Source organism: Leuconostoc sp. XM4, from assembly GCF_055698815.1.
On the sequence record NZ_CP134507.1, the window covers coordinates 1,653,596 to 1,672,500 of the forward strand.

Genomic DNA, 18,905 nt, shown 5'->3' on the forward strand with positions numbered 1-18,905 from the left:
GTTTCTAAAGTGGTATCTGTAATCGCTATAAAAAAAGCCCTTAAGCGGGCAACTCATCAGCGAATGTAATGTCAATATTCTTTGTTAAAATATCTGTATAACTATATGAAGCATGTTCAAAATTAGCATCCTCATCTAATTCGACAACGAACAATGAAGGAAACGTTGAACGAAGAATTCCTGAGCGCTCCGTGATCTTCTTTCGTCCAGCTTGGGCAATAATCGTCACTTCTTGACCCACATGAGCGTCAATCTTTGTTTTAATATCTTGCAAACTACTTGGCATTTTTATACCACCTTTCGTGTAAAAGCTAGTTTAATTATACCATAAATAAGGAATGTTTGCAATTTTCTGCGAATATTAAAACATATTGTCGAATAATTATTCGTTTATTGTGTTAAATTTTGATCACGTAATGCCAAATATAATTGCGTAAATTGTTCCAAATTCAGTCGTTCAGCACGGATTGCTGGATCAATTTGCGCTGATTTCAAAGCAACTGTTAATTGTTCTTTTGTTCCTGCATCTTTACCATATGTTTGTAACATATTATTCCATAAACTTTTGCGACGGTGTGAAAAACTTCCTTTGATTACACCAAATAGTTTGCCAACATTATCGACGACAGTGGTTGGTTTTAGTGGGGTTAATTTAACCACTGCACTATCAACATTAGGTGATGGGTTAAAGGAACTCGCTGGTACTTTGATTGCTAATGTTGCTTGTGCAAAGTATTGGATGGTTAACGTTAGTACGCCATAACTTTTCGTTCCGACTGCCGCATTTAATCGGTCAGCTACCTCGCGTTGCATCATAACTACGATATTATCCCAATTGATATTAGACCGGAGAAGCTGAATGAGAATAGGTGTGGTAATATAATATGGTAAATTGGCGACAATTTTTACATGAGCGTTGTCACCGAACTCTTCGCTAATGACTTTTGCCAAATCAACCTTTAACACATCATTTTCGATTACTTTAACATTATCATAAGGCTTTAAAGTGTCAGCTAAAACTTCAACCATTTGCGAATCAATTTCAAAAGCTAACACCTTTTTAGCTGAGCGAGCTAACTGCTCAGTTAAAGCACCAATTCCTGGACCGATTTCAATAACATAATCCTCTGCAGTAATTTCGGCTGCTTCGACAATATTATGTAGTACATTTAAATCTGTCAAAAAGTTTTGACCAAATTTTTTCTTAGCTCGTAAGCCATATTCATTTAAAATAGCCTGTGTTCTCGTTGGATTGGCTATGTCAATTGTCTGTGCCATTTTAATATTTTCCTTTAAGTACATCTTCCACTTGCGCACGTCGAATACCAAATGCTTGCAATCGTTTCAACAATTGTTTTCCGTTTGCATAACCAATATGCAACTGTTCACCAACAAATGCCCGCTTAACACGCGCTTCTGGCCCACTTAGTAGTCCTAAATCTAGAAGAAATGAACGATCAATATCTGAAGTTATTCCAATTGCGTGCACTGGTGTAATAACGTTGGCCAATGCATTTCGCAACGTATCTGGCGTTGCGTGTTCAACCCCCAATGATTTATGCGGATTATCTTTTGTTGCACGTGCTTCTGCCTGCGTCAAGTAGGCTTGTTTAGCTGTGGGTACTGCTTCTGTAACCATATGACGAATACGCTGACCATTAAAGTCTGGGTCAGTTAAAATAATTATTCCTCGCGTTTTAGCTGCTAATTTAGCTCGCTCAATCGCATCTTCATTAACCGCACTACCACCAGTTTCAATAGTATCCGCAATAACTGCACGCGCAAGATTTTGCGTATCTGATCGTCCTTCAACAACAATCATTTCGTTAATTTTAGGCAACTCATTCATGATTTAAAAATAAACGATGTGCATTGCCGCGTGTCACATCTGATAAGTCTTTAGCTGACATCTCTAATGTTTCAGCCAGGCTATCGATGACAAACTTAACTAACGCCGGCTCATTCGTTTTACCACGATAAGGTGTAGGTGCCAAATAAGGAGCGTCCGTCTCAACCAAGAGACGATCTAGAGGAATTGTTTTTGCTGCCTCACGAACTTCTTCGGCTTTCTTAAAACTTACAACACCACTAAAAGAAATGTGCATTCCTAGATCAATAAATGCCTTAGCCTGCTCTGGTGTGCCAGAAAAACTGTGCATCACACCCTTTTTAACACCTGAATCTTTTAGTATTTTATAAACATCTTCAAAAGCATCACGATTATGAATAATGACGGGTAAATCAAATTTTTTAGCTAACTCAAGATGCTTTTTAAATGCTGCAATTTGGACATCGTGAGCTGTTGTTTCCCAATAATAATCCAACCCCGTCTCACCGACCCCAACAACCTTTGGCTGTTGTAGTTGCTGTTCCAATGTGATAAACGCCTGATCATCAAAATCCTTTGTATCCTCAGGTTGAAAACCAAGAACTGCATAAATATTATCATGGTTATTTGAAATTTCTAATGCACGTTCATTACTTTGTGCATTGTATCCCACCACATTCATTTCCATTACACGAAACTCATTAGCTCGTCCAATATACGCTGGCACGTCATGAAATAATTGGTCATCGTTCAAATGCGTATGGGTATCATAACTATCTGTTGGTGTTTTCGTTGGATCATATATCGCCATTTTAGTCTCCAGTAATAAATTATTCTTTGTTTAGTATATCATGATAAGTACATTACTAATAATACACACGTTTAAAATGAAAAAACCGCTACTTAAGCGGTTTTTTCATCACGTGCAAAATGTTTTAAAACACCGTTAACAAACTTACGATCATCTTCATCAGCAAAAGTTTTTGCTAATTCAATAGCTTCATCGATGGCAACTTTGTATGGGGTTGCTTCGACAGCAGTTAATTCGTAAATTGCTAACCGTAAAATAACTAAATCAGCTTTGTTGATACGGTTAATCGCCCAACCTTCAGCTAAATGTGATGAAATTTTTTCATCCAAATCTGCCTTGGAACCTAAAACACCATTAACTAATCGTGGCAAATAGTCATCAAATTGTTTGCCATTTAGCACAATTTCGTATAAATCATCAATTTTATTACTCTGTGGATCTTTTTCTAATGCAAAAAGAACTTGAAATGCAGCTTGTCGTGACTCATGTCGCGTTAAGTTTGCCATTAATTAGCTACCTCATTCTCACCAAATAAATTATCAGGATCAATCGTATGATCCGGCTTTTCCGGTATAATTCCGCTAACGTGCACATTAACACGCGCTACCTCTAAATCTGTCATTGACGAAACTTGAGACTTAATTGCATTTTGAATGTTTAAAGCTATTTTTGGTACTGGAACACCATATTGCAAGAAAACATACGCTTCAATCACTAAGCCATCAATTGTTTGCTGCAATTCAACGCCCTTTCCGCGGGCAGTTGATCCAAACACACTGGCAAATCGGTCTGATAATTTACCTCTCATTGAGTAAACACCAGACACTTCTTGTGCCGCGATTTGTGCAATGACTTCAATCACTTCTGGCGTTACCTGCGTGGTTCCAGGTACTTCACTCTCAGTGATTAATAACAAATTCTTAGTAGTTGCTTTATTGTATTTAATTTCTTTGGCCATATTTGCTCCTCGAAAATAGTTTCTAAAATAAAAAGTTCCGCGGGGGAACTTTTTATGATAAACACGTTCACTACCGCTCAAATGTTACTTGTAACTAGGCAACAATCGTGCATTTACCTTAATTAGGCGCGACCTTTGTACGAACCATCTTCAGTGTTAATAATAATGGTTTCACCCTCATTAACAAAGTCAGGTACAGTAATAGTAGCACCAGTTTCAACCGTTGCTGGCTTTCCTGAACCAGTTGCTGTTGCACCTTTGATACCTGGTTGCGTTTCTGTCACCTTCATTTGAACAGTTGATGGTAGTTCTGCACCAAGCACTTCATTACCAAACATGGTAATTTTAACTTCCATACCTTCAAGCAAAAACTTCAAAGCATTTTTTAAATATTCATCAGGAATGTTGATTTGATCATAACTTTCAACATCCATAAATACACGGCCATCATTTTCAGCATATAGGTAAGACATTGGTCGTGTTGTGATATCAGCTTGTTCAAACTTATCTCCAGGACGGAAAGTAACTTCATTAACCGCACCAGTTCGTAAATTCTTCAATTTTGAACGAACAAACGCACCACCTTTACCAGGCTTAACGTGTTGGAAATCCAAAACACGCCAAATTGAGTTTGAGTATTCAATAGTCAAACCTGTCTTTAAGTCATTCATGCCGATTGCCATGATTAGTATCCTCTTTATCCGATAATATAGTTTATTATAACAGAAATCCGTAATTTATGCAGACTTCAAACAAGTTAATATTCTATCACAAATCCTGATTAGGTTCAATGTTTTTTTTGTTTAACTCCGGTTGGACAATTAAGTTTTGGAAGCGTTTCAGTGTTTTAAGAAAGGATTTGCCTTCTTCTACACCAAAAATATCCAACCATTTATGAAAACGCTGTTGCACTTTCATCGTCATCTGTTTTTCAACATCCTTCCCTTCTGACGTCAAAACTAGTAGCACACGGCGATGGTCTTTTTCATCAGGCATATGTTTTAAGTAGCCACAATCAAATAATGGTTTTAATTGGCGAGCAACAGCTCCTTTGGTTACACCACGATCTTTAGCTATTTTGGTCATCGTTAGTGGCTCATCACTATCCGCAACAGCGGCCATAATAAGCCACTGCTCAAAAGAAGCACCATATTCGCTCGTTGGTTGCGAAATTAGTTTTTCAAGATTCTTTAATGCCGACATATATACATTAATAGATTCATTCAATAATTCTGAGTTTTGCATATATCAACCTTCAAAATTTTCTAAATACTCGAACATTGCATCAATTGAATCAAACATTTGAATACATCTCATATCATGCTCACTTACAAAACCATCTTCGTAAACTTCATTTAACCATGCCCAAAATTTATCATAGAAACCGTTAACATTAAAAAGTGCCAACGGTTTATCGTGTAAATGAATTTTTGACCAACTGATAACTTGTGCTATCTCCTCTAAGGTTCCAAAACCACCTGGTAGCACAATAAAAACATCAGAATTATCCATTAATAGTTGCTTACGATCTGTCATCGTGTTCACTTCTATTAACTGCGTAATTTCTGAAGCCTCAAATGCCTCCTCAGCAAGATTACGAGGTGAAATCCCTAGAACTGAACCACCGGATTCCATGGCACTTCGGGCGGTGGCACCCATTAAGCCATCCTTCCCTGCGCCAAAAACCAACTTGATTTTTTTCAGAGCAATTCTTTTACCAAGTTCTTCTGCTGCCTGTATGTACTGTGGGTCATTACCTGATTGTGATCCCATAAAAACGCCAATAGATGATATTTTCATATGTTTATCCCTAATAATAATTTATCAATTATTGCTTTATTAATCAAGCAAGTGGTTGAAATCTTAGTTTATGTGGTAAACTAGAAAATAAGGTTTTGTTCGTGACAAATTACTATACTATATTAATGGAGGCATTTATGATTTATAAAATTTACTACCAAGAACACCCTGAGCGCAATCCAAAGCGTGAAACAACAATTTCAATGTACATTGAGGCCGAAAGTTTGCCACAAGCACGTGAGATTGTTGAGGAAAACACAGAATACAATGTGGAGTTTATCGAAGAATTATCTGATAAGGCTGTGACTTATGAAAAAGCCAATCCCAACTTCGAAGTTACAACATTCTAATGACATATTCTGTAGATATCAAACCTAACGAAGTCGCAGTTTATGCGCTAGGCGGTTTAGGCGAGATTGGTAAGAACACGTATGGTATCGAGTATCAAAATGAAATTATCGTCGTCGACGCGGGCATTAAGTTCCCAGAAGACGAATTGCTCGGTATTGATTACGTTATTCCTGACTATACTTATTTAGTTGATAATATCGATCGCGTTAAAGCACTGGTTATCACCCACGGACACGAAGACCATATCGGTGCAATCGCCTACTTTTTGCAAGCTGTTAATGTTCCAGTTTACGCTGGCCCATTAGCAATGGCATTAATTAAGAACAAACTCGAAGAAAAACAGATGCTTAATCGCGTCGAACTTCATGAAATTACTGATGGCTCAGTACTGGAATTTGATCAGTTAAGTGTCGAGTTTTTCCGTACCACTCACTCTATACCTGACGTATTTGGTGTAGCTGTACACACACCAGTTGGGACTATTGTAGAAACTGGTGATTTTAAGTTTGATCTGACACCAACTACTAAGCAGCCACCTAACCTTTGGTCAATGGCACGTATTGGCGAAAATGGTGTATTACTCATGATGAGTGATTCAACCAATGCTGAACGCCCTGAATGGACGAAGTCAGAAGCATGGGTAGCAAAATCTGTTAACCATATATTTGATAAAATTCAACATGGACGTATTATATTTGCAACGTTTGCTTCTAATATGAACCGTGTTCGCATGGCTACAGATGCAGCTATTGCACATGGGCGTAAAATTGCGGTATTTGGCCGTTCAATGGAATCAGCTGTTACTAATGGTCGTGCCTTGGGATATCTAAATATCCCTGATGATATGCTGGTCGAACAATCAGAAATCAAACATATTCCTGACGATGAATTACTTATTCTATCAACTGGTTCTCAAGGTGAACCGATGGCTGCCCTGGCACGAATTGCTGAAGGAACACATAAGCAAATTCGTTTGAAGCCAAAAGACAATGTTATTTTCTCCTCTTCACCAATTCCAGGTAATACAGCATCTGTAAACGCTGTTATTAATAAATTACAAGAAGGTGGCGCTAATGTCATCTATGGTAAAGTTAATAACATCCACACTTCTGGTCACGGTGGTCAAGAAGAAGAAAAGTTAATGATTGCTTTGTTGAAGCCTAAATTTTTCATGCCTGTTCACGGTGAATATCGTATGTTAAAAGTCCACGCTTCATTAGCACATGAGCTAGAAGTACCAGAAGACCATACTTTCATTTTAGAAAATGGTGATGTCTTGGCTCTGGATGGTGAAAATGCACGCGTTGCTGGACATTTCCCTGGCGATGACACATACATTGACGGATCAGGAATCGGTGATATCGGTTCAGTTGTGTTACATGATCGTCAAAAGCTGTCACAAGATGGCTTAGTTGTTGTTACTGCAACAATCGATTTGAAAAAGAAAGAAATTTTATCTGGACCAGATATTTTATCACGTGGTTTTGTCTATATGCGTGAATCTGGCGATTTGATTAATGAAGGTCGACGTGTCATTTTCAGCACAATGCGCCGCGTTATGAATAGTTCAAACAATAGCGAGTCAGATATTCGTCAAGCTGTTATTGATGACTTGTCTCGTTTCCTATTCAAAGAAACAGCTCGCAAACCAATGATTATGCCAATGCTAATTTTGGTTTAAGTAAAAAAACATCTAGAAAATAATCTAGGTGTTTTTTTATTTCACAAATTATTACTAATTCACATTACTTTGATTCAAAGTCCAGCGTGATTCCGGTGTCGTTGGTAAAATCATTAAAATAAAGAACCAAATATTTCCGATAATCGGAATCAAATCAATAAATATCCAACCAGCACTTCGATTTGTATCGTGCAGACGGCGTGCTTTCAAAGTAAAAGTAGCAATCCACACAATTATCATGACGATTCTTGTTGTCAAATTAGTAGACAAGTCACCAACAGTGTAGATATCTTCAATTGAATGACCTTGCATATTTTCCAAGATGCTAACTAATATTCCACCCAAAAAATAATTGACAATTAACGGTACCCAGTACTGTGTCCTTGTTGCCGTTGCATGCCAAGAAAACATTTTTGTCCAAAATTCACGATAAGCATTAATCATATGATTTCCCCCTTTTCTCTCATCATCAATCAATGATAACACTCTTTTTGGAAAAAGTTAATTTAGAGAATCAAGCTAGAATATGTTGACAATATAAAAAGCAGCTTACTCTCAAACAACAATTTCCAAAGCTTACACTGGGTAAATTATTATTTTCTCATCTAAGCATCTGCTGAAATAGAGCTATCAGGCACCATCAACATTTCTAGCCTAAACGCTGAGTAAACTGCTCCTGGATTGAAAGAAACCCATTCCCGTTATCGTTAAGGATAACTTCAACAACTCGCATTGTTATTAGGACTTCCTCCTAATCTATACACATAGTATAGCATATAAATGCTCCAATTGCAAACGCTTACATTTATGATATATAAACCACCTCAAATGACCAGAAAAGCCAACTCAACAAATTGTGAGTTGGCTTTTTACTAACTGCTCCACTTGGATTCGAACCAAGGACCTGCGCATTAACAGTGCGTTATTCTACCACTGAACTATGGAGCAATGAAATAAACAATGATTAAATTATAATGTATTAATTATTAGTTGTCAACATATTTTTCAGAAAAAAATATGTACTTTCATAATACAATTTTAATAATAAAAAAAGCCCCAACAGACAGGACTATATCGAGGAATTTAATTTCAATCGTCTGTTGGGGGTAGTAATGTTGTGAACAAACATTACTATTTTAGTATAGCCACTACTTTAACAATTATTCAAACAAATGTTAGGTTACTTATCAAGATGAATGTTTCTCAAAAATACTATGATTAATTTGTATCAGAAATTTATCCCCGCAATATTCGAACATTAGGGATCATTTAACTTAATTATTCGTAAAAAAGCTGACATTATTTCTGCTTGTCGTTTGTCAGTATGTTACAATATCATCAGTACAAATTAAGGAGCTATCATGACATCACGTAAAATCCCTTCAATCATGGGAACGCAACATCCAGATAATGCTAATGCGCCATTCTGGGAAAGTTCTCAGCAACCATTTATCAGTGCCTATCGAGAAACCGGTGAAGCATTTGAAAACTTTAATGAATTAAATGTCGATGAGTATATGTGGGATTGGGAAGGTAAACATGCTGATGCAGCTGTCATTGATCGCTTGTTTAGCACAGAGTATGATTATTTCAAAGATCATCAAATCGGTCGTGACAAGTTTTTAACTTTCCGTTTCCCTAATATTTGGGAAGAAAAAGGCTACAACTTAATGCAAGCGATGACCGCCTTCTTAAGTTCTGAAGACTTCGCCCATGATCTTGGATTCTCTCGACCATTATTTGAAGCTATTCTGCCAATGGCACAGCGTGCAGACCAAATTTTGAAAATGCAAGTTTTGTTTGAAAAATTAGCAAATTTCAAATCAGCAGAATTTACTCGCTCTGATAAAAACACACCCTATATTGAAATGATCCCTCTTTTTGAGGATTTTGAAACGCAATTACATGCACCTGAAATTTTAAAGGAGTATTTAAACCTCCACGAAGAACATTTTGGCTTCCGACCAAAATATATGCGTGTATTCTTAGCCGGATCGGATTCTGCTTTAACAGCTGGATTTATGAGTTCAATTACCGGTAACAAACTAGCAATTGCGCGACTTCATGAGTTTGCTGAAGAAGAAAACATTGAAATTTTCCCAATTTCAGGAACCGGATCAGCAATTTTCCGTGGTGGTTTATCTCCACACCGCATCGATCGCTACGTAACAGAATTTCCAGGGGTACGCACAGCAACTGTTCAATCAGCATTCCGTTACGACTTTCCTATTGAAGAAGTGCAAAAAGGCATCGCTGAATTAAAAGAAAAATTGCCGGTTGCAGAACCATTAAAAATTTCTCTTGATGATCAAAAGATTTTAACTGAGATAGCTGAAGAGTCCGCTAAGTTTTATTCTAATACGCTAGACAATTTGGTTCCTAGCATGCAAGCGATTTTCAAGGCGTTCCCAAAGCGTCGTGATCGCCGTCAACACGTTGGTGTTCTTGGATATTCACGTTCAGTTGATGGCATCGAATTACCAAGGGCCATTAACTTCACTGGCTCATTCTACTCAGTCGGTGTCCCACCAGAATTTATTGGTTTTGGGCGCGCATTGAAGCATTTAGATGCTGATCATTTGAGCGTATTTGTTCGCTCATATCCTAGCATGAGCAAAGACTTTAATGAATTAGCACGCTTCGTTAATATGGATGCTTTGCAAATTCTAAAAACTCAAAATGCTGCTTGGGCCGAAGTTGAAGAAGATATTCTCATCATGCAACGTATTTTCAAGTTTGAAATTGGTCCTCAAACGCGCGAAGAACAACAACATGCTGAAATAGCACTTCAAGTAGTGCAATTTAAAGATGGTGCTCCAGTTGCCATTACAGCCCTTATTAACCGCATGGCACAATTACGACACTTCCTCGGATAAAAAGCCTAAACAGGCTTTTTTTATTTGCTCTCAGTTCGCCTTAACATTGAAATTTTGATACAATGATACTAATTTGTTTGAAAGCAAGAGTCAAAATATGCCAGATTTCCACATTATTAATATAGTACAAGATAAACACCAAGATATACAATCTGCAGATTTTGTCTCTCACGTGAAAAATTCACTAAAATTTGTTTCGTGGCATGAGGCTACATTTGACGCAGAAATAACTTTTATAGCAAAAAAACTGGCCAAAAACCTACCGGATGAATCATCAAATCATGTTATTTTAGTACTTGGCAACGACAACACCTTGAATGCAGTATTAAATGGACTACTTAGTGTCGAGCGCCAACATCAACTTCCTATTAGTTATATACCTTTGGATCTCCATACTAATTTCACACCCGCGCTCTATCTCAAAGATAAGACGAATATCTTACCTCAATTACAGCAAATTCATCATCCTAAATTTTTAAATATTGGCAAAATCTGTGGTGATATACCCAAACAGCAGACTAAATATTTTATTAGTAGTGTTGGCATTGGTTTTGATACTGCACTCACCGAATACAAGAAAAATAGTATTAAAAATACCAGTCCATTCAAACTTAACATATTAAAAAATCATTTTTTGACAACTAAAGCCTTCTTTAATCAGAAAAGTTTTCCTGTAACGATTAACGCTTGCTCGGAATATTTGCAACTACCAAACTCCTTCCTACTAACCTTAAAAAACAAAGCAACTGCAACATCTACTACTGGCAACCTGCCAGAAACTTCGATAGAAATTATTGTTCTTAGGAAAATGAAGATGATGCAATTTGTCACGGGTATTATTTTCAATCATAAATATTTAAGATCAAACATCATACATCACGTTAACCTATCCCCTGGAGATGCTATTCATGTTCACGATATTCAACCTGGACATATTGATGGCGGACTACTTGGAAATGGTAGTTTTTCATTTAATGTTGATCAACAGTCTTACCCATTTTGGATTTAAATTGCAAAATAAACCCACTAACCTAAGTTAGTGGGTTTATTTAATAGATTGAATCTTGATGAACGTTCAGCTTGCCCAATTACCGTCGTAATCACACGTTTTGAAACAAGATTTTGTCCAAATTCTAATACTAAATCATCTTTATAATATATTGCTGCAATTGCACTAACTAGGGTGGGTACAATGCTGTTAGAATGACCATGAATCAAAGATTTTTCAACTGCTTGCGTGTAACTATCACTATTCAACAAGCTCCAAATAACCGCCTCCAATGTTGGCGAAGCTTTACCATTTAATTCGATTTTATCAGCTGGTATATTTGAAAAATCAGGTAGATTGAGATCATAAAACGCAGTCAGTTCATTCACAAAAACTTGGTGGCGAGAATAATACTCAAATCCAAATGCTAATCCATTTTCTACGGCATCAGATATCAAATGCCCGTCCAATATTTGACTGACAATAAGGCTGAGCACCCCCACACTGACCAGAGCTCCCTCGTCATTGTGCGTTAAACCCGCTATTCTATGTAACATCAGCATGGCTGGTTCATCATTAATAAAAGAAACCCCTACTTGATGATATAAATAGAGAGATACTGGCAGCATACGTGATAGTATATTTTCACTATCAGCATCATCAGTACCAATTCCTGCTGCCAATATGTCTCTATTTTTAGTATAGTTTTCTAACGCCTGCTTGGTCACAACATCCACATCTTGAATTGTTCCCATTGGTGCATATTGGCGCTTTTTGTACCAGTTTTGCAGATGAATCATTACATCTGCTAACTGATAACCTCGTGATAAACTAGCGGTTGTTGTCAGTGCCAAGCTTGTCTGGGTACCCCATCTCAGCTCATGATCTGACTCACCTCGTAACAATTTTTCCTGTTCACGAACTGGCAAATAGGCAATACTTTCGCCTACAGCCATTCCTTTCAACAAAAATTGAATTGTCGATCCTTTTTTAACCATATTTCATTTTATCATGAATTAAAGTAAGTTTTTGATTTCTTTCACCTTATCTAATGATTCCCAAGGAAGATCGATATCCGTACGTCCGAAATGTCCGAATGCAGCTGTCTGCTTATAGATTGGACGACGCAAATTTAAGTTGTTAATAATAGCTAATGGTCTGAAGTCAAACAATTTAGTTATAATTTCATTGATTTTTTCTTCAGAAACTTTGGCTGTACCAAATGAATCAACATTCAGTGATACAGGGCGTGCAACACCAATTGCATATGATACTTGCAATTCCAACTTATCAGCGACCCCAGCCGCAACCATGTTTTTTGCAACATAACGAGCATAGTAAGCGGCAGAACGATCCACTTTTGTAGCGTCTTTACCTGAAAAGGCACCGCCACCATGATGGGCAGCACCACCATAAGTGTCCACAATAATTTTACGTCCTGTTAATCCTGAATCGGCTTGTGGCCCACCTAAAACAAATCTTCCAGATGGATTAATATAATAAATCGTGTCTTCGTCTACCAAATCTTGTGGTAATACTTCATCAATGACATGTTTACGAATATCAGCTCGCAATTGCTCTAGTGTGACTTCGTCATCATGTTGTGTTGAAAGGACCACAGCAGCGATGCGCTTAACTTTATCATTATCATCTAATTCAACTGTTACTTCACCTTTAGCATCTGGTCTTAGATATGGTAAAATTTCGTTTTCACGTGCATCACGAATCTTGCGCATTAAACGATGCGACAAAGCCAACGTCAATGGTAAATAACTGTCTGTTTCGTTAGTAGCATAGCCAAATACCATACCTTGATCACCAGCTCCAAGTTGGTCTGGATCATCTTCTGCATTATCGACAGCTTGTGCAATATCCCCTGATTGCTCAACAATTTTATTAGAAACGTTAACTGAATCGGCAGTAAATCCTAGTTCAGCATGATTATATCCAATTTCACGAATTGTATCTGTCGCGATTTTGCGAATATTAACATAAGCATTCGTGGATAATTCACCAAAAATGGATACATCTCCTGTTGAAGTAGTCACTTCAACCGCTGAACGTGCTTTCGGATCTTGTTCGAGAACTGCATCTAAAATAGCATCAGCTATTTGATCAGCTATCTTATCTGGATGCCCAGCAGAAACTGATTCCGATGTGAAATACTTTGCCATGAATACTCTCCTACGTTTGGTCGTCACCTTTGAATCAAAATAAAAAGCTAAGAGTCGCATAAAAAAGCGCGTTCGACAAGCATAGTCGAACGCGCTAACGTGACGACTATCTGTACAGATGGACCACCATGTCAAAACTGATGAAAATACACTCTCGTAGCTGTTTTTCGTTATTTTGCCGGTTGGTGCAGGGTCATTGTGCTGTATCACTCGCCTACTCTTGATAGCTGTTTTAAATTGTATAGACAATCATATCAAATGGTTCATTAAAAAGCAAATAACGTTTAAAATATTTCATCTGTAACTATGTCGTTATCAAAACGACAACTTTACAATTCAAATTTACGGTACAATATTAGTCATGGAACAAGATTATTTTCAACAATCAAATATGGCCCATCGCCTGCCAGATGGCCGTTCAATGCCCCGACGCTTAAGCAATGATGCTCAAGACAAACGAAGTTTTGAAAATTTTTATCCGATACATTTTCGTGACCGCCGTTTTTGGATACCACTGTCTGTAATCGTGATTTCTCTAAATATTATTTGGTGGCGATTACCCCTACTCCATACCCAATCTCTTCAAGGTTCCATTACTTGGCAAATTGCACCATTATTTTGCTATACAATAGCAATAGCAGTGGGTATGGCGCTTATGATGACTCAGAACTTCCGTAGTCTGATTAGTTATATTTTTTTTGCTGTTGGTAGCTTGTTCACATTTAGTTCATTAATTCAATCAAGACATGAAATATTCGTCCTATTATTACTCTTATGTGTCTTCTTAGTCATCGTTCAACAACTCTGGCTTGGTTTACAAAATATTCTAGGATTAATTTTACTGGCCGTTCTAGCGACGTTCACAGTGCCTATTGCTATTTTTTATGTACAAAATAATTTTGTAACCGAGAAATTTATTTTGCAATTATTACCCATGTTTTTCAGCTTTATTTTCTATTTCAATCCCATCTTAATGCCAAATCCCGATGGTAGGAAATTGAGTATTTTAACACTTGGTCTATTCTGGGTTGTATTGTTCAGCCATCATGTTGGTATCAGCACTATCTTTGTTGTACTTTTTAGCTTATTGGCTTTTGTACTACAGTTTATGAAGGCTAAGTTGGGTAATTGGCAGAATATGGGCTATATCTTATTACAAGCTTTCTCAATGTTATTGTTATATCATTAAAAAAAGAACACAGACGTGTTCTTTTTTTGCTTACAAATACCAATATTACTTCAATGATAACCAGCCTTCAATCATCTCTGTTAACCTAAGTTCAGCCGTCTGTCCTTTTAGCCAGACTAATCCAGGTATTTGATGACGCAAATAGGTTAATTGTCGCTTTGCGTACCGCCTAGAATCTTGTTGCAGTTGATTAATAGCTTTATCCAAAGTTACCTGATCGCGTAAGTAAGGGAAAAACTCCTTATAACCGATGGCCTTCCCTGATTGTAGTTTTTCCCCACCAGCGTCCAGAATTGTCTGTGCTTCCTTCAACACGCCATCTTGAACCATTTGTGTAACACGGTTATTGATACGTTCATAAAGTAGCTCACGGGGCCAATCAAGGCCTATAACCAACGCATCATACTTTGGCCGTTGTGTTAATTTTGCATCTTTTTTCCCATATTTTGCAATTTGAATTGCCCTAATAACGCGTTGCTTGTTTTTTAAATCTACTTTTTGAGCACGATTAATATCTAAAGATTTTAATTCAACAACTAATTTGTCTAGTTCATAAGCATTTAATTTATGCACTTCTTCCGTATCGCTTGCGGCGTATTCTAGTTCTTGAAAGCCTAACAAAGCTTTAACGTATAACCCAGTGCCACCCACAATAATTGGTAATTTTCCTCGTGAAATGATATCAGCGATCACTTTATCTGCAGCAATAATAAAATCGCCCACAGAGTAATTATCTGTTAAATCTACAATGTCAATTAAATGATGCGGAACAATGTTTTGTTCCTCTTTAGTCACTTTGGCAGTTCCGACGTCCAAGTTGCGATAAATTTGCATCGAATCAGCTGATACAATTTCACCGTTGAGACGTTGTGCCATCTGAATAGATAAGCTGCTTTTCCCAGAGGCTGTTGGCCCAGTCAACACTACTATTTTATTCATTAACTTTTTGTATCTCCTTACGTATTCGACAGGCCAACGCTACTTGATTTGTGATGATTCCTGGTAATTTTGCTTTGAATACAGCGCGCATATCTTCTTCCTTGTCAACCGTCCAAGGGCGAATGGGCAATCCTATACGCCAAAATAATTTTGGCTTTCTTTTTAGTATTCTAATATCAGGATGTACAAATTTAAATACACCAATAATTTTTAACCACCAAACTTTGGGCGAAGGCCAGAATACTAGTGCAGCGATTTTAGCATTAGGTTGAAGCTTCCGTATTATTTTTAATGATTTTAAATTGAAGCTTTGATAAGTAATACGATATGTCGGATCAAACTGATTCACTAAATTTAGAACTTCTTGCTCAATGCCTGGATAGTCAATATGATCTGTTTTTATTTCTAAAAGTAGCGTTTTACTAAACTTTTCATTTTTTAAAAAAATTAATAATTCTTCTAGTGTTGGGATTGAAACATTATTCATCATTGGCTGTTTATAACTGCCTGCGTCCAACATTTTTATTTCTGCTAGAGTTAGTTCCTTTACTAAACCAGTCCCATTGGTTGTTCGATCTACTGTTTCATCATGGATAACTACAAGATGCCCATCTTTAGTACGATGTATATCAGTTTCAAGCATATCAATATCATATGCCAAGGCTGCCTCAAAAGCAGGTAGTGTGTTCTCTGGAGCAACTACTCGATATCCGCGGTGTGCTATTATTTCTGTCATGTTTTACCCAATCATAGTTATTTACAAATGCGCTGAAATGGTTGATAATAGTACTTAAAGAAACTTAAGAAAGTGGAAAAAATATGAAATCATTTAAATTAGGTGTTATCATTGGAACTTTTGGAACAGCTGCTGCAGTTGCTGGAAGTGCTTTAGTATATCGTCACAAGGTTATCAAGCCTATTGAAAAGGCAGAAGAAGAGTACAATGAAGTCTCTAAAGCAGCTATCAGAAGAAGCGTTGCTGCACATCAATCACGATACTAAGAAAAAGAACCGCACTATTGCAGTTCTTTTATTTTGTCTTTTTACCTTCATAACGATTAAAACCACCTCGTAATATGAAAACCTTATCTTTTTCAAAACCTTGTTTGCTTAATGATTTAGCAGCTCGCACAGCGTCACGAAGGTTATCATCGTATAAAAAAATATCGCGATCTTTACGCAAACCAGATTTTCCCTGCAAAAAATTCATAGCAACAATGTTTCGAGATCCTAAAATGTGTGATCGTTTATACAACGTACTTTCACGTACGTCAATAATTTGACCATTATCTGCTTCTAGTTTTTCAGTAAATTCAATGGGCTTTAACAATGTCCCATGCATTTTTGCCGAGACAAACACCCAAAGCCAACCAGCAAATGAAAACAGAATCCATGCAAATGCAATTGTCGCTACCAATAATAATATGTTATTCATATTTTTCCTCTTTAACCTCTTAAATAATCTTATTTAATTGTACCAAAAAAAAAACGCTTTGTAGCGTTTAAGAAAATAAACTTTTAATTTTTTCAAGTGCCTCATGCTTCAATATAAGTTGTCCATGTTCATGCAGAACCTCATGTGTAACATGGCTGATACGAGAAAATTCTAAAGCAATTGCCAATTCATTTTTTAATTGTTCTTGACTGACAGAATGATCCGGAACTAATAGATTTAAATAATACGCACCCTCATACAAATATAGGTCAGAGACTAAATTTTCGATTTTAAGGCTATTCGCAATAGCAATAGCATTCTCAAAATCTGATAACGCCAATATTACTTGCGTATTTTCAAAGTTCTCTTGAGAACCATCTTTATGATCACTTGAAGATACTTTTGATTTCACAATATCTCCTTTATCTGATTGACGCAATTCTTGACGTCTCTTGTCAGAAATATTATCAATATTTGCCGGTTGCTTACTAGAAAAATTAGTAATATTATCTAATATGTCAGAAATTTTGTTTTCTTCATCTAGTCGTGAAATGAATAATTCCAATCCATTGCGGTTTGGTAAAATTTGAAACGAAACTTGATCATCATCTTCAAAATCATGCTCAGTATCTACTTCAGACAAAATATTATAAAAAAAAGATTCGATTTTTTCATGATTACCTAATAATTCCATTACAGTAATTCCACGATCTTTTAAATCAGAATTATCAATCATAACACGGATTGTATTTTCATTAATTCTTTCCTTTTCCATATTAATATTCCTTTCAAAATTTATAGATCAGAGCTGATATTTCATTCAAAAAAATCTCATACTTCTTCAACAACTAAGTTCTTCGCTTCTTCCTCAAAGTCAGCCTTATATGTTGCACGAATTAATTCGCGCTGCCGCACAGTCCGTGGCAAAAAGCGACGAATTTCATCCTCATTGTAACCCACTTGCATGCGCCGATCATCAATAATTATTGGTCGCTTAAGTAATGAAGGATATTCCACAATCAACTTAATCAACCCATTTATAGTAAGATCCTCTAAACACATATCTAAATTTGCAAAAACTTTTGAACGTCTAGAAATTATTTCATCCGTACCATCTTCAGTTAAGCGCAACATTTTACTCACTTCTTCTGCTCGTAATGGTTCTTTACTTAAATTTCTTTCAAGGTAGGAAATATTGTGTTCTTCCAACCACTGCTTCGCTTTTCTGCATGAGGTACAACTCGGTGATAAAAATAATGTAACCATAAGAATGTTGACCTCCCAAAAATCTTAGTAATTACATTATACCGTAATTACTGACCAAAGTACATGAACCTAGTACAATCAACTAACAAAAAAGAAGTACCTCAAATGAGATACTTCTTTTCTATGTACGGCACCGCATCGTCCTATCCTCGCAGGAAGCGATCCTCCAACTACTTTCGGCGCTATAGAGCTTAACTTCTGTGTTCGGTATGGGAACAGGTGTGTCCTCTATGCTATCGACACGACACCTTGAGTGTTAGCCACTCAAAACTAAATAGTAACAAATTCTTCTTCTATCCTAAACCACTCATAATTGCTTATTCGAATATTTCTATCCGTTTGACTTTGGTTAAGTCCTCGACCTATTAGTACTAGTCCGCTCCATTGATCACTCAACTTCCACTTCTAGCCTATCTACCTCATCATCTCTAAGGGGTCTTACTCTATTAAATAGATGGGAAATCTCATCTCGAGGCGAGTTTCACACTTAGATGCTTTCAGCGTTTATCTCATCCATACATAGCTACCCAGCAATGCTCCTGGCGGAACAACTGGTACACCAGCGGTATGTCCATCCCGGTCCTCTCGTACTAAGGACAGCTCCTCTCA

23 protein-coding genes, 1 tRNA gene and 2 rRNA genes (1 of these 26 cut by a window edge) are annotated in these 18,905 nt (G+C 36.9%); 6 read left to right on the forward strand and 20 right to left on the reverse strand.

What is annotated here, in order from left to right; translation table 11 throughout:
• Positions 1-40: 40 nt before the first annotated feature.
• The 9 genes from RHP64_RS08345 to RHP64_RS08385 form a co-directional block, all read right to left on the reverse strand.
• Positions 41-286, reverse strand: a complete 246-nt coding sequence (locus RHP64_RS08345; protein ID WP_002815378.1) for a Veg family protein — start codon at positions 284-286, stop codon at positions 41-43.
• 104 nt (positions 287-390) lie between these two features.
• Positions 391-1,278 (reverse strand): 16S rRNA (adenine(1518)-N(6)/adenine(1519)-N(6))-dimethyltransferase RsmA, encoded by an 888-nt coding sequence (gene rsmA, locus RHP64_RS08350; RefSeq protein ID WP_025268384.1) that lies wholly within the window; start codon positions 1,276-1,278, stop codon positions 391-393.
• A 1-nt stretch (position 1,279) separates the two neighbouring features.
• Positions 1,280-1,849 (reverse strand): ribonuclease M5, encoded by a 570-nt coding sequence (gene rnmV, locus RHP64_RS08355; RefSeq protein WP_002815380.1) that lies wholly within the window; start codon positions 1,847-1,849, stop codon positions 1,280-1,282.
• Complete coding sequence (locus tag RHP64_RS08360; protein ID WP_025268385.1) at positions 1,842-2,639, reverse strand: TatD family hydrolase; 798 nt, start codon at positions 2,637-2,639, stop codon at positions 1,842-1,844. Before RHP64_RS08360 ends, rnmV begins: the two co-directional genes overlap by 8 nt.
• Before the next feature lie 92 nt (positions 2,640-2,731).
• Positions 2,732-3,145, reverse strand: coding sequence for a transcription antitermination factor NusB (nusB, locus tag RHP64_RS08365; RefSeq protein WP_002815382.1), 414 nt, complete (start codon positions 3,143-3,145; stop codon positions 2,732-2,734).
• Entirely contained in the window at positions 3,145-3,597 is a 453-nt protein-coding gene (locus RHP64_RS08370; RefSeq protein ID WP_002815384.1) for an Asp23/Gls24 family envelope stress response protein, read from the reverse strand. Before RHP64_RS08370 ends, nusB begins: the two co-directional genes overlap by 1 nt.
• A 122-nt stretch (positions 3,598-3,719) precedes the next feature.
• Positions 3,720-4,280: an elongation factor P gene (efp, locus tag RHP64_RS08375; RefSeq protein ID WP_002815385.1), complete on the reverse strand. Its 561-nt coding sequence runs from the start codon at positions 4,278-4,280 to the stop codon at positions 3,720-3,722.
• 85 nt (positions 4,281-4,365) lie between these two features.
• Positions 4,366-4,842: a MarR family winged helix-turn-helix transcriptional regulator gene (locus tag RHP64_RS08380; RefSeq protein WP_025268386.1), complete on the reverse strand. Its 477-nt coding sequence runs from the start codon at positions 4,840-4,842 to the stop codon at positions 4,366-4,368.
• A gap of 3 nt (positions 4,843-4,845) precedes the next feature.
• Positions 4,846-5,397 (reverse strand): LOG family protein, encoded by a 552-nt coding sequence (locus RHP64_RS08385; protein ID WP_025268387.1) that lies wholly within the window; start codon positions 5,395-5,397, stop codon positions 4,846-4,848.
• Between the two features lie 137 nt (positions 5,398-5,534).
• Here RHP64_RS08385 and RHP64_RS08390 point away from each other — a divergent pair, with 137 nt between their 5' ends.
• Positions 5,535-5,747, forward strand: a complete 213-nt coding sequence (locus RHP64_RS08390) for a DNA-directed RNA polymerase subunit epsilon (protein ID WP_025268388.1) — start codon at positions 5,535-5,537, stop codon at positions 5,745-5,747.
• A complete protein-coding gene (rnjA, locus tag RHP64_RS08395) occupies positions 5,747-7,429 on the forward strand; it encodes a ribonuclease J1 (protein WP_011680268.1) in 1,683 nt (560 codons plus the stop codon). The genes RHP64_RS08390 and rnjA overlap by 1 nt, the downstream gene beginning before the upstream one ends.
• A 54-nt stretch (positions 7,430-7,483) precedes the next feature.
• Here the strand turns inward: rnjA and RHP64_RS08400 are convergent, their stop codons facing one another.
• Both RHP64_RS08400 and RHP64_RS08405 read right to left on the reverse strand, forming a co-directional pair.
• Complete coding sequence (locus RHP64_RS08400; protein WP_010286910.1) at positions 7,484-7,873, reverse strand: DUF805 domain-containing protein; 390 nt, start codon at positions 7,871-7,873, stop codon at positions 7,484-7,486.
• A gap of 432 nt (positions 7,874-8,305) precedes the next feature.
• Positions 8,306-8,377 (reverse strand) — tRNA-Asn (locus RHP64_RS08405).
• A 413-nt stretch (positions 8,378-8,790) separates the two neighbouring features.
• On the opposite strand from RHP64_RS08405, the gene ppcA reads away from it, so the two are divergent.
• Together ppcA and RHP64_RS08415 are read left to right on the forward strand one after the other, a co-directional pair.
• The gene (gene ppcA, locus RHP64_RS08410; protein ID WP_014325070.1) at positions 8,791-10,305 is read left to right on the forward strand and encodes a phosphoenolpyruvate carboxylase; all 1,515 of its coding nucleotides are present in this window, start codon (positions 8,791-8,793) and stop codon (positions 10,303-10,305) included.
• A gap of 97 nt (positions 10,306-10,402) precedes the next feature.
• Positions 10,403-11,314 carry a diacylglycerol kinase family protein gene (locus RHP64_RS08415; protein ID WP_025268437.1) on the forward strand — a complete coding sequence of 304 codons (912 nt, stop codon included), beginning with the start codon at positions 10,403-10,405 and terminating at the stop codon, positions 11,312-11,314.
• A 17-nt stretch (positions 11,315-11,331) separates the two neighbouring features.
• Here the strand turns inward: RHP64_RS08415 and RHP64_RS08420 are convergent, their stop codons facing one another.
• Both RHP64_RS08420 and metK read right to left on the reverse strand, forming a co-directional pair.
• A complete protein-coding gene (locus tag RHP64_RS08420) occupies positions 11,332-12,291 on the reverse strand; it encodes an ADP-ribosylglycohydrolase family protein (protein ID WP_025268438.1) in 960 nt (319 codons plus the stop codon).
• 18 nt (positions 12,292-12,309) lie between these two features.
• Entirely contained in the window at positions 12,310-13,467 is a 1,158-nt protein-coding gene (gene metK, locus RHP64_RS08425; RefSeq protein ID WP_011680314.1) for a methionine adenosyltransferase, read from the reverse strand.
• 361 nt (positions 13,468-13,828) lie between these two features.
• On the opposite strand from metK, the gene RHP64_RS08430 reads away from it, so the two are divergent.
• Entirely contained in the window at positions 13,829-14,656 is an 828-nt protein-coding gene (locus RHP64_RS08430) for a hypothetical protein (protein ID WP_025268439.1), read from the forward strand.
• Between the two features lie 45 nt (positions 14,657-14,701).
• On the opposite strand, the gene miaA is transcribed toward RHP64_RS08430, so the two are convergent.
• Together miaA and RHP64_RS08440 are read right to left on the reverse strand one after the other, a co-directional pair.
• On the reverse strand, positions 14,702-15,595 hold the full coding sequence (gene miaA / locus RHP64_RS08435; protein ID WP_025268440.1) for a tRNA (adenosine(37)-N6)-dimethylallyltransferase MiaA: 894 nt from the start codon (positions 15,593-15,595) through the stop codon (positions 14,702-14,704).
• Positions 15,588-16,331: a glycerophosphodiester phosphodiesterase family protein gene (locus RHP64_RS08440; protein WP_025268441.1), complete on the reverse strand. Its 744-nt coding sequence runs from the start codon at positions 16,329-16,331 to the stop codon at positions 15,588-15,590. The genes miaA and RHP64_RS08440 overlap by 8 nt, the downstream gene beginning before the upstream one ends.
• Before the next feature lie 83 nt (positions 16,332-16,414).
• Between RHP64_RS08440 and RHP64_RS08445 the strand changes: the two genes are divergently transcribed.
• Positions 16,415-16,597 (forward strand): DUF3042 family protein, encoded by a 183-nt coding sequence (locus RHP64_RS08445; protein WP_002815399.1) that lies wholly within the window; start codon positions 16,415-16,417, stop codon positions 16,595-16,597.
• A gap of 28 nt (positions 16,598-16,625) precedes the next feature.
• On the opposite strand, the gene RHP64_RS08450 is transcribed toward RHP64_RS08445, so the two are convergent.
• The 5 genes from RHP64_RS08450 to RHP64_RS08470 all read right to left on the reverse strand — a co-directional run.
• Positions 16,626-17,030, reverse strand: coding sequence for a rhodanese-like domain-containing protein (locus tag RHP64_RS08450; RefSeq protein WP_011680317.1), 405 nt, complete (start codon positions 17,028-17,030; stop codon positions 16,626-16,628).
• Positions 17,031-17,097: 67 nt separating this feature from the next.
• Positions 17,098-17,805 carry an adaptor protein MecA gene (locus tag RHP64_RS08455; RefSeq protein WP_011680318.1) on the reverse strand — a complete coding sequence of 236 codons (708 nt, stop codon included), beginning with the start codon at positions 17,803-17,805 and terminating at the stop codon, positions 17,098-17,100.
• Positions 17,806-17,861: 56 nt separating this feature from the next.
• Positions 17,862-18,296 (reverse strand): transcriptional regulator Spx, encoded by a 435-nt coding sequence (gene spx, locus RHP64_RS08460; protein WP_014325076.1) that lies wholly within the window; start codon positions 18,294-18,296, stop codon positions 17,862-17,864.
• 130 nt (positions 18,297-18,426) lie between these two features.
• Positions 18,427-18,543, reverse strand: a 5S ribosomal RNA gene (rrf, locus tag RHP64_RS08465).
• A gap of 98 nt (positions 18,544-18,641) precedes the next feature.
• A 23S ribosomal RNA gene (locus RHP64_RS08470) occupies positions 18,642-18,905 on the reverse strand (it continues 2,652 nt past the right edge of the window).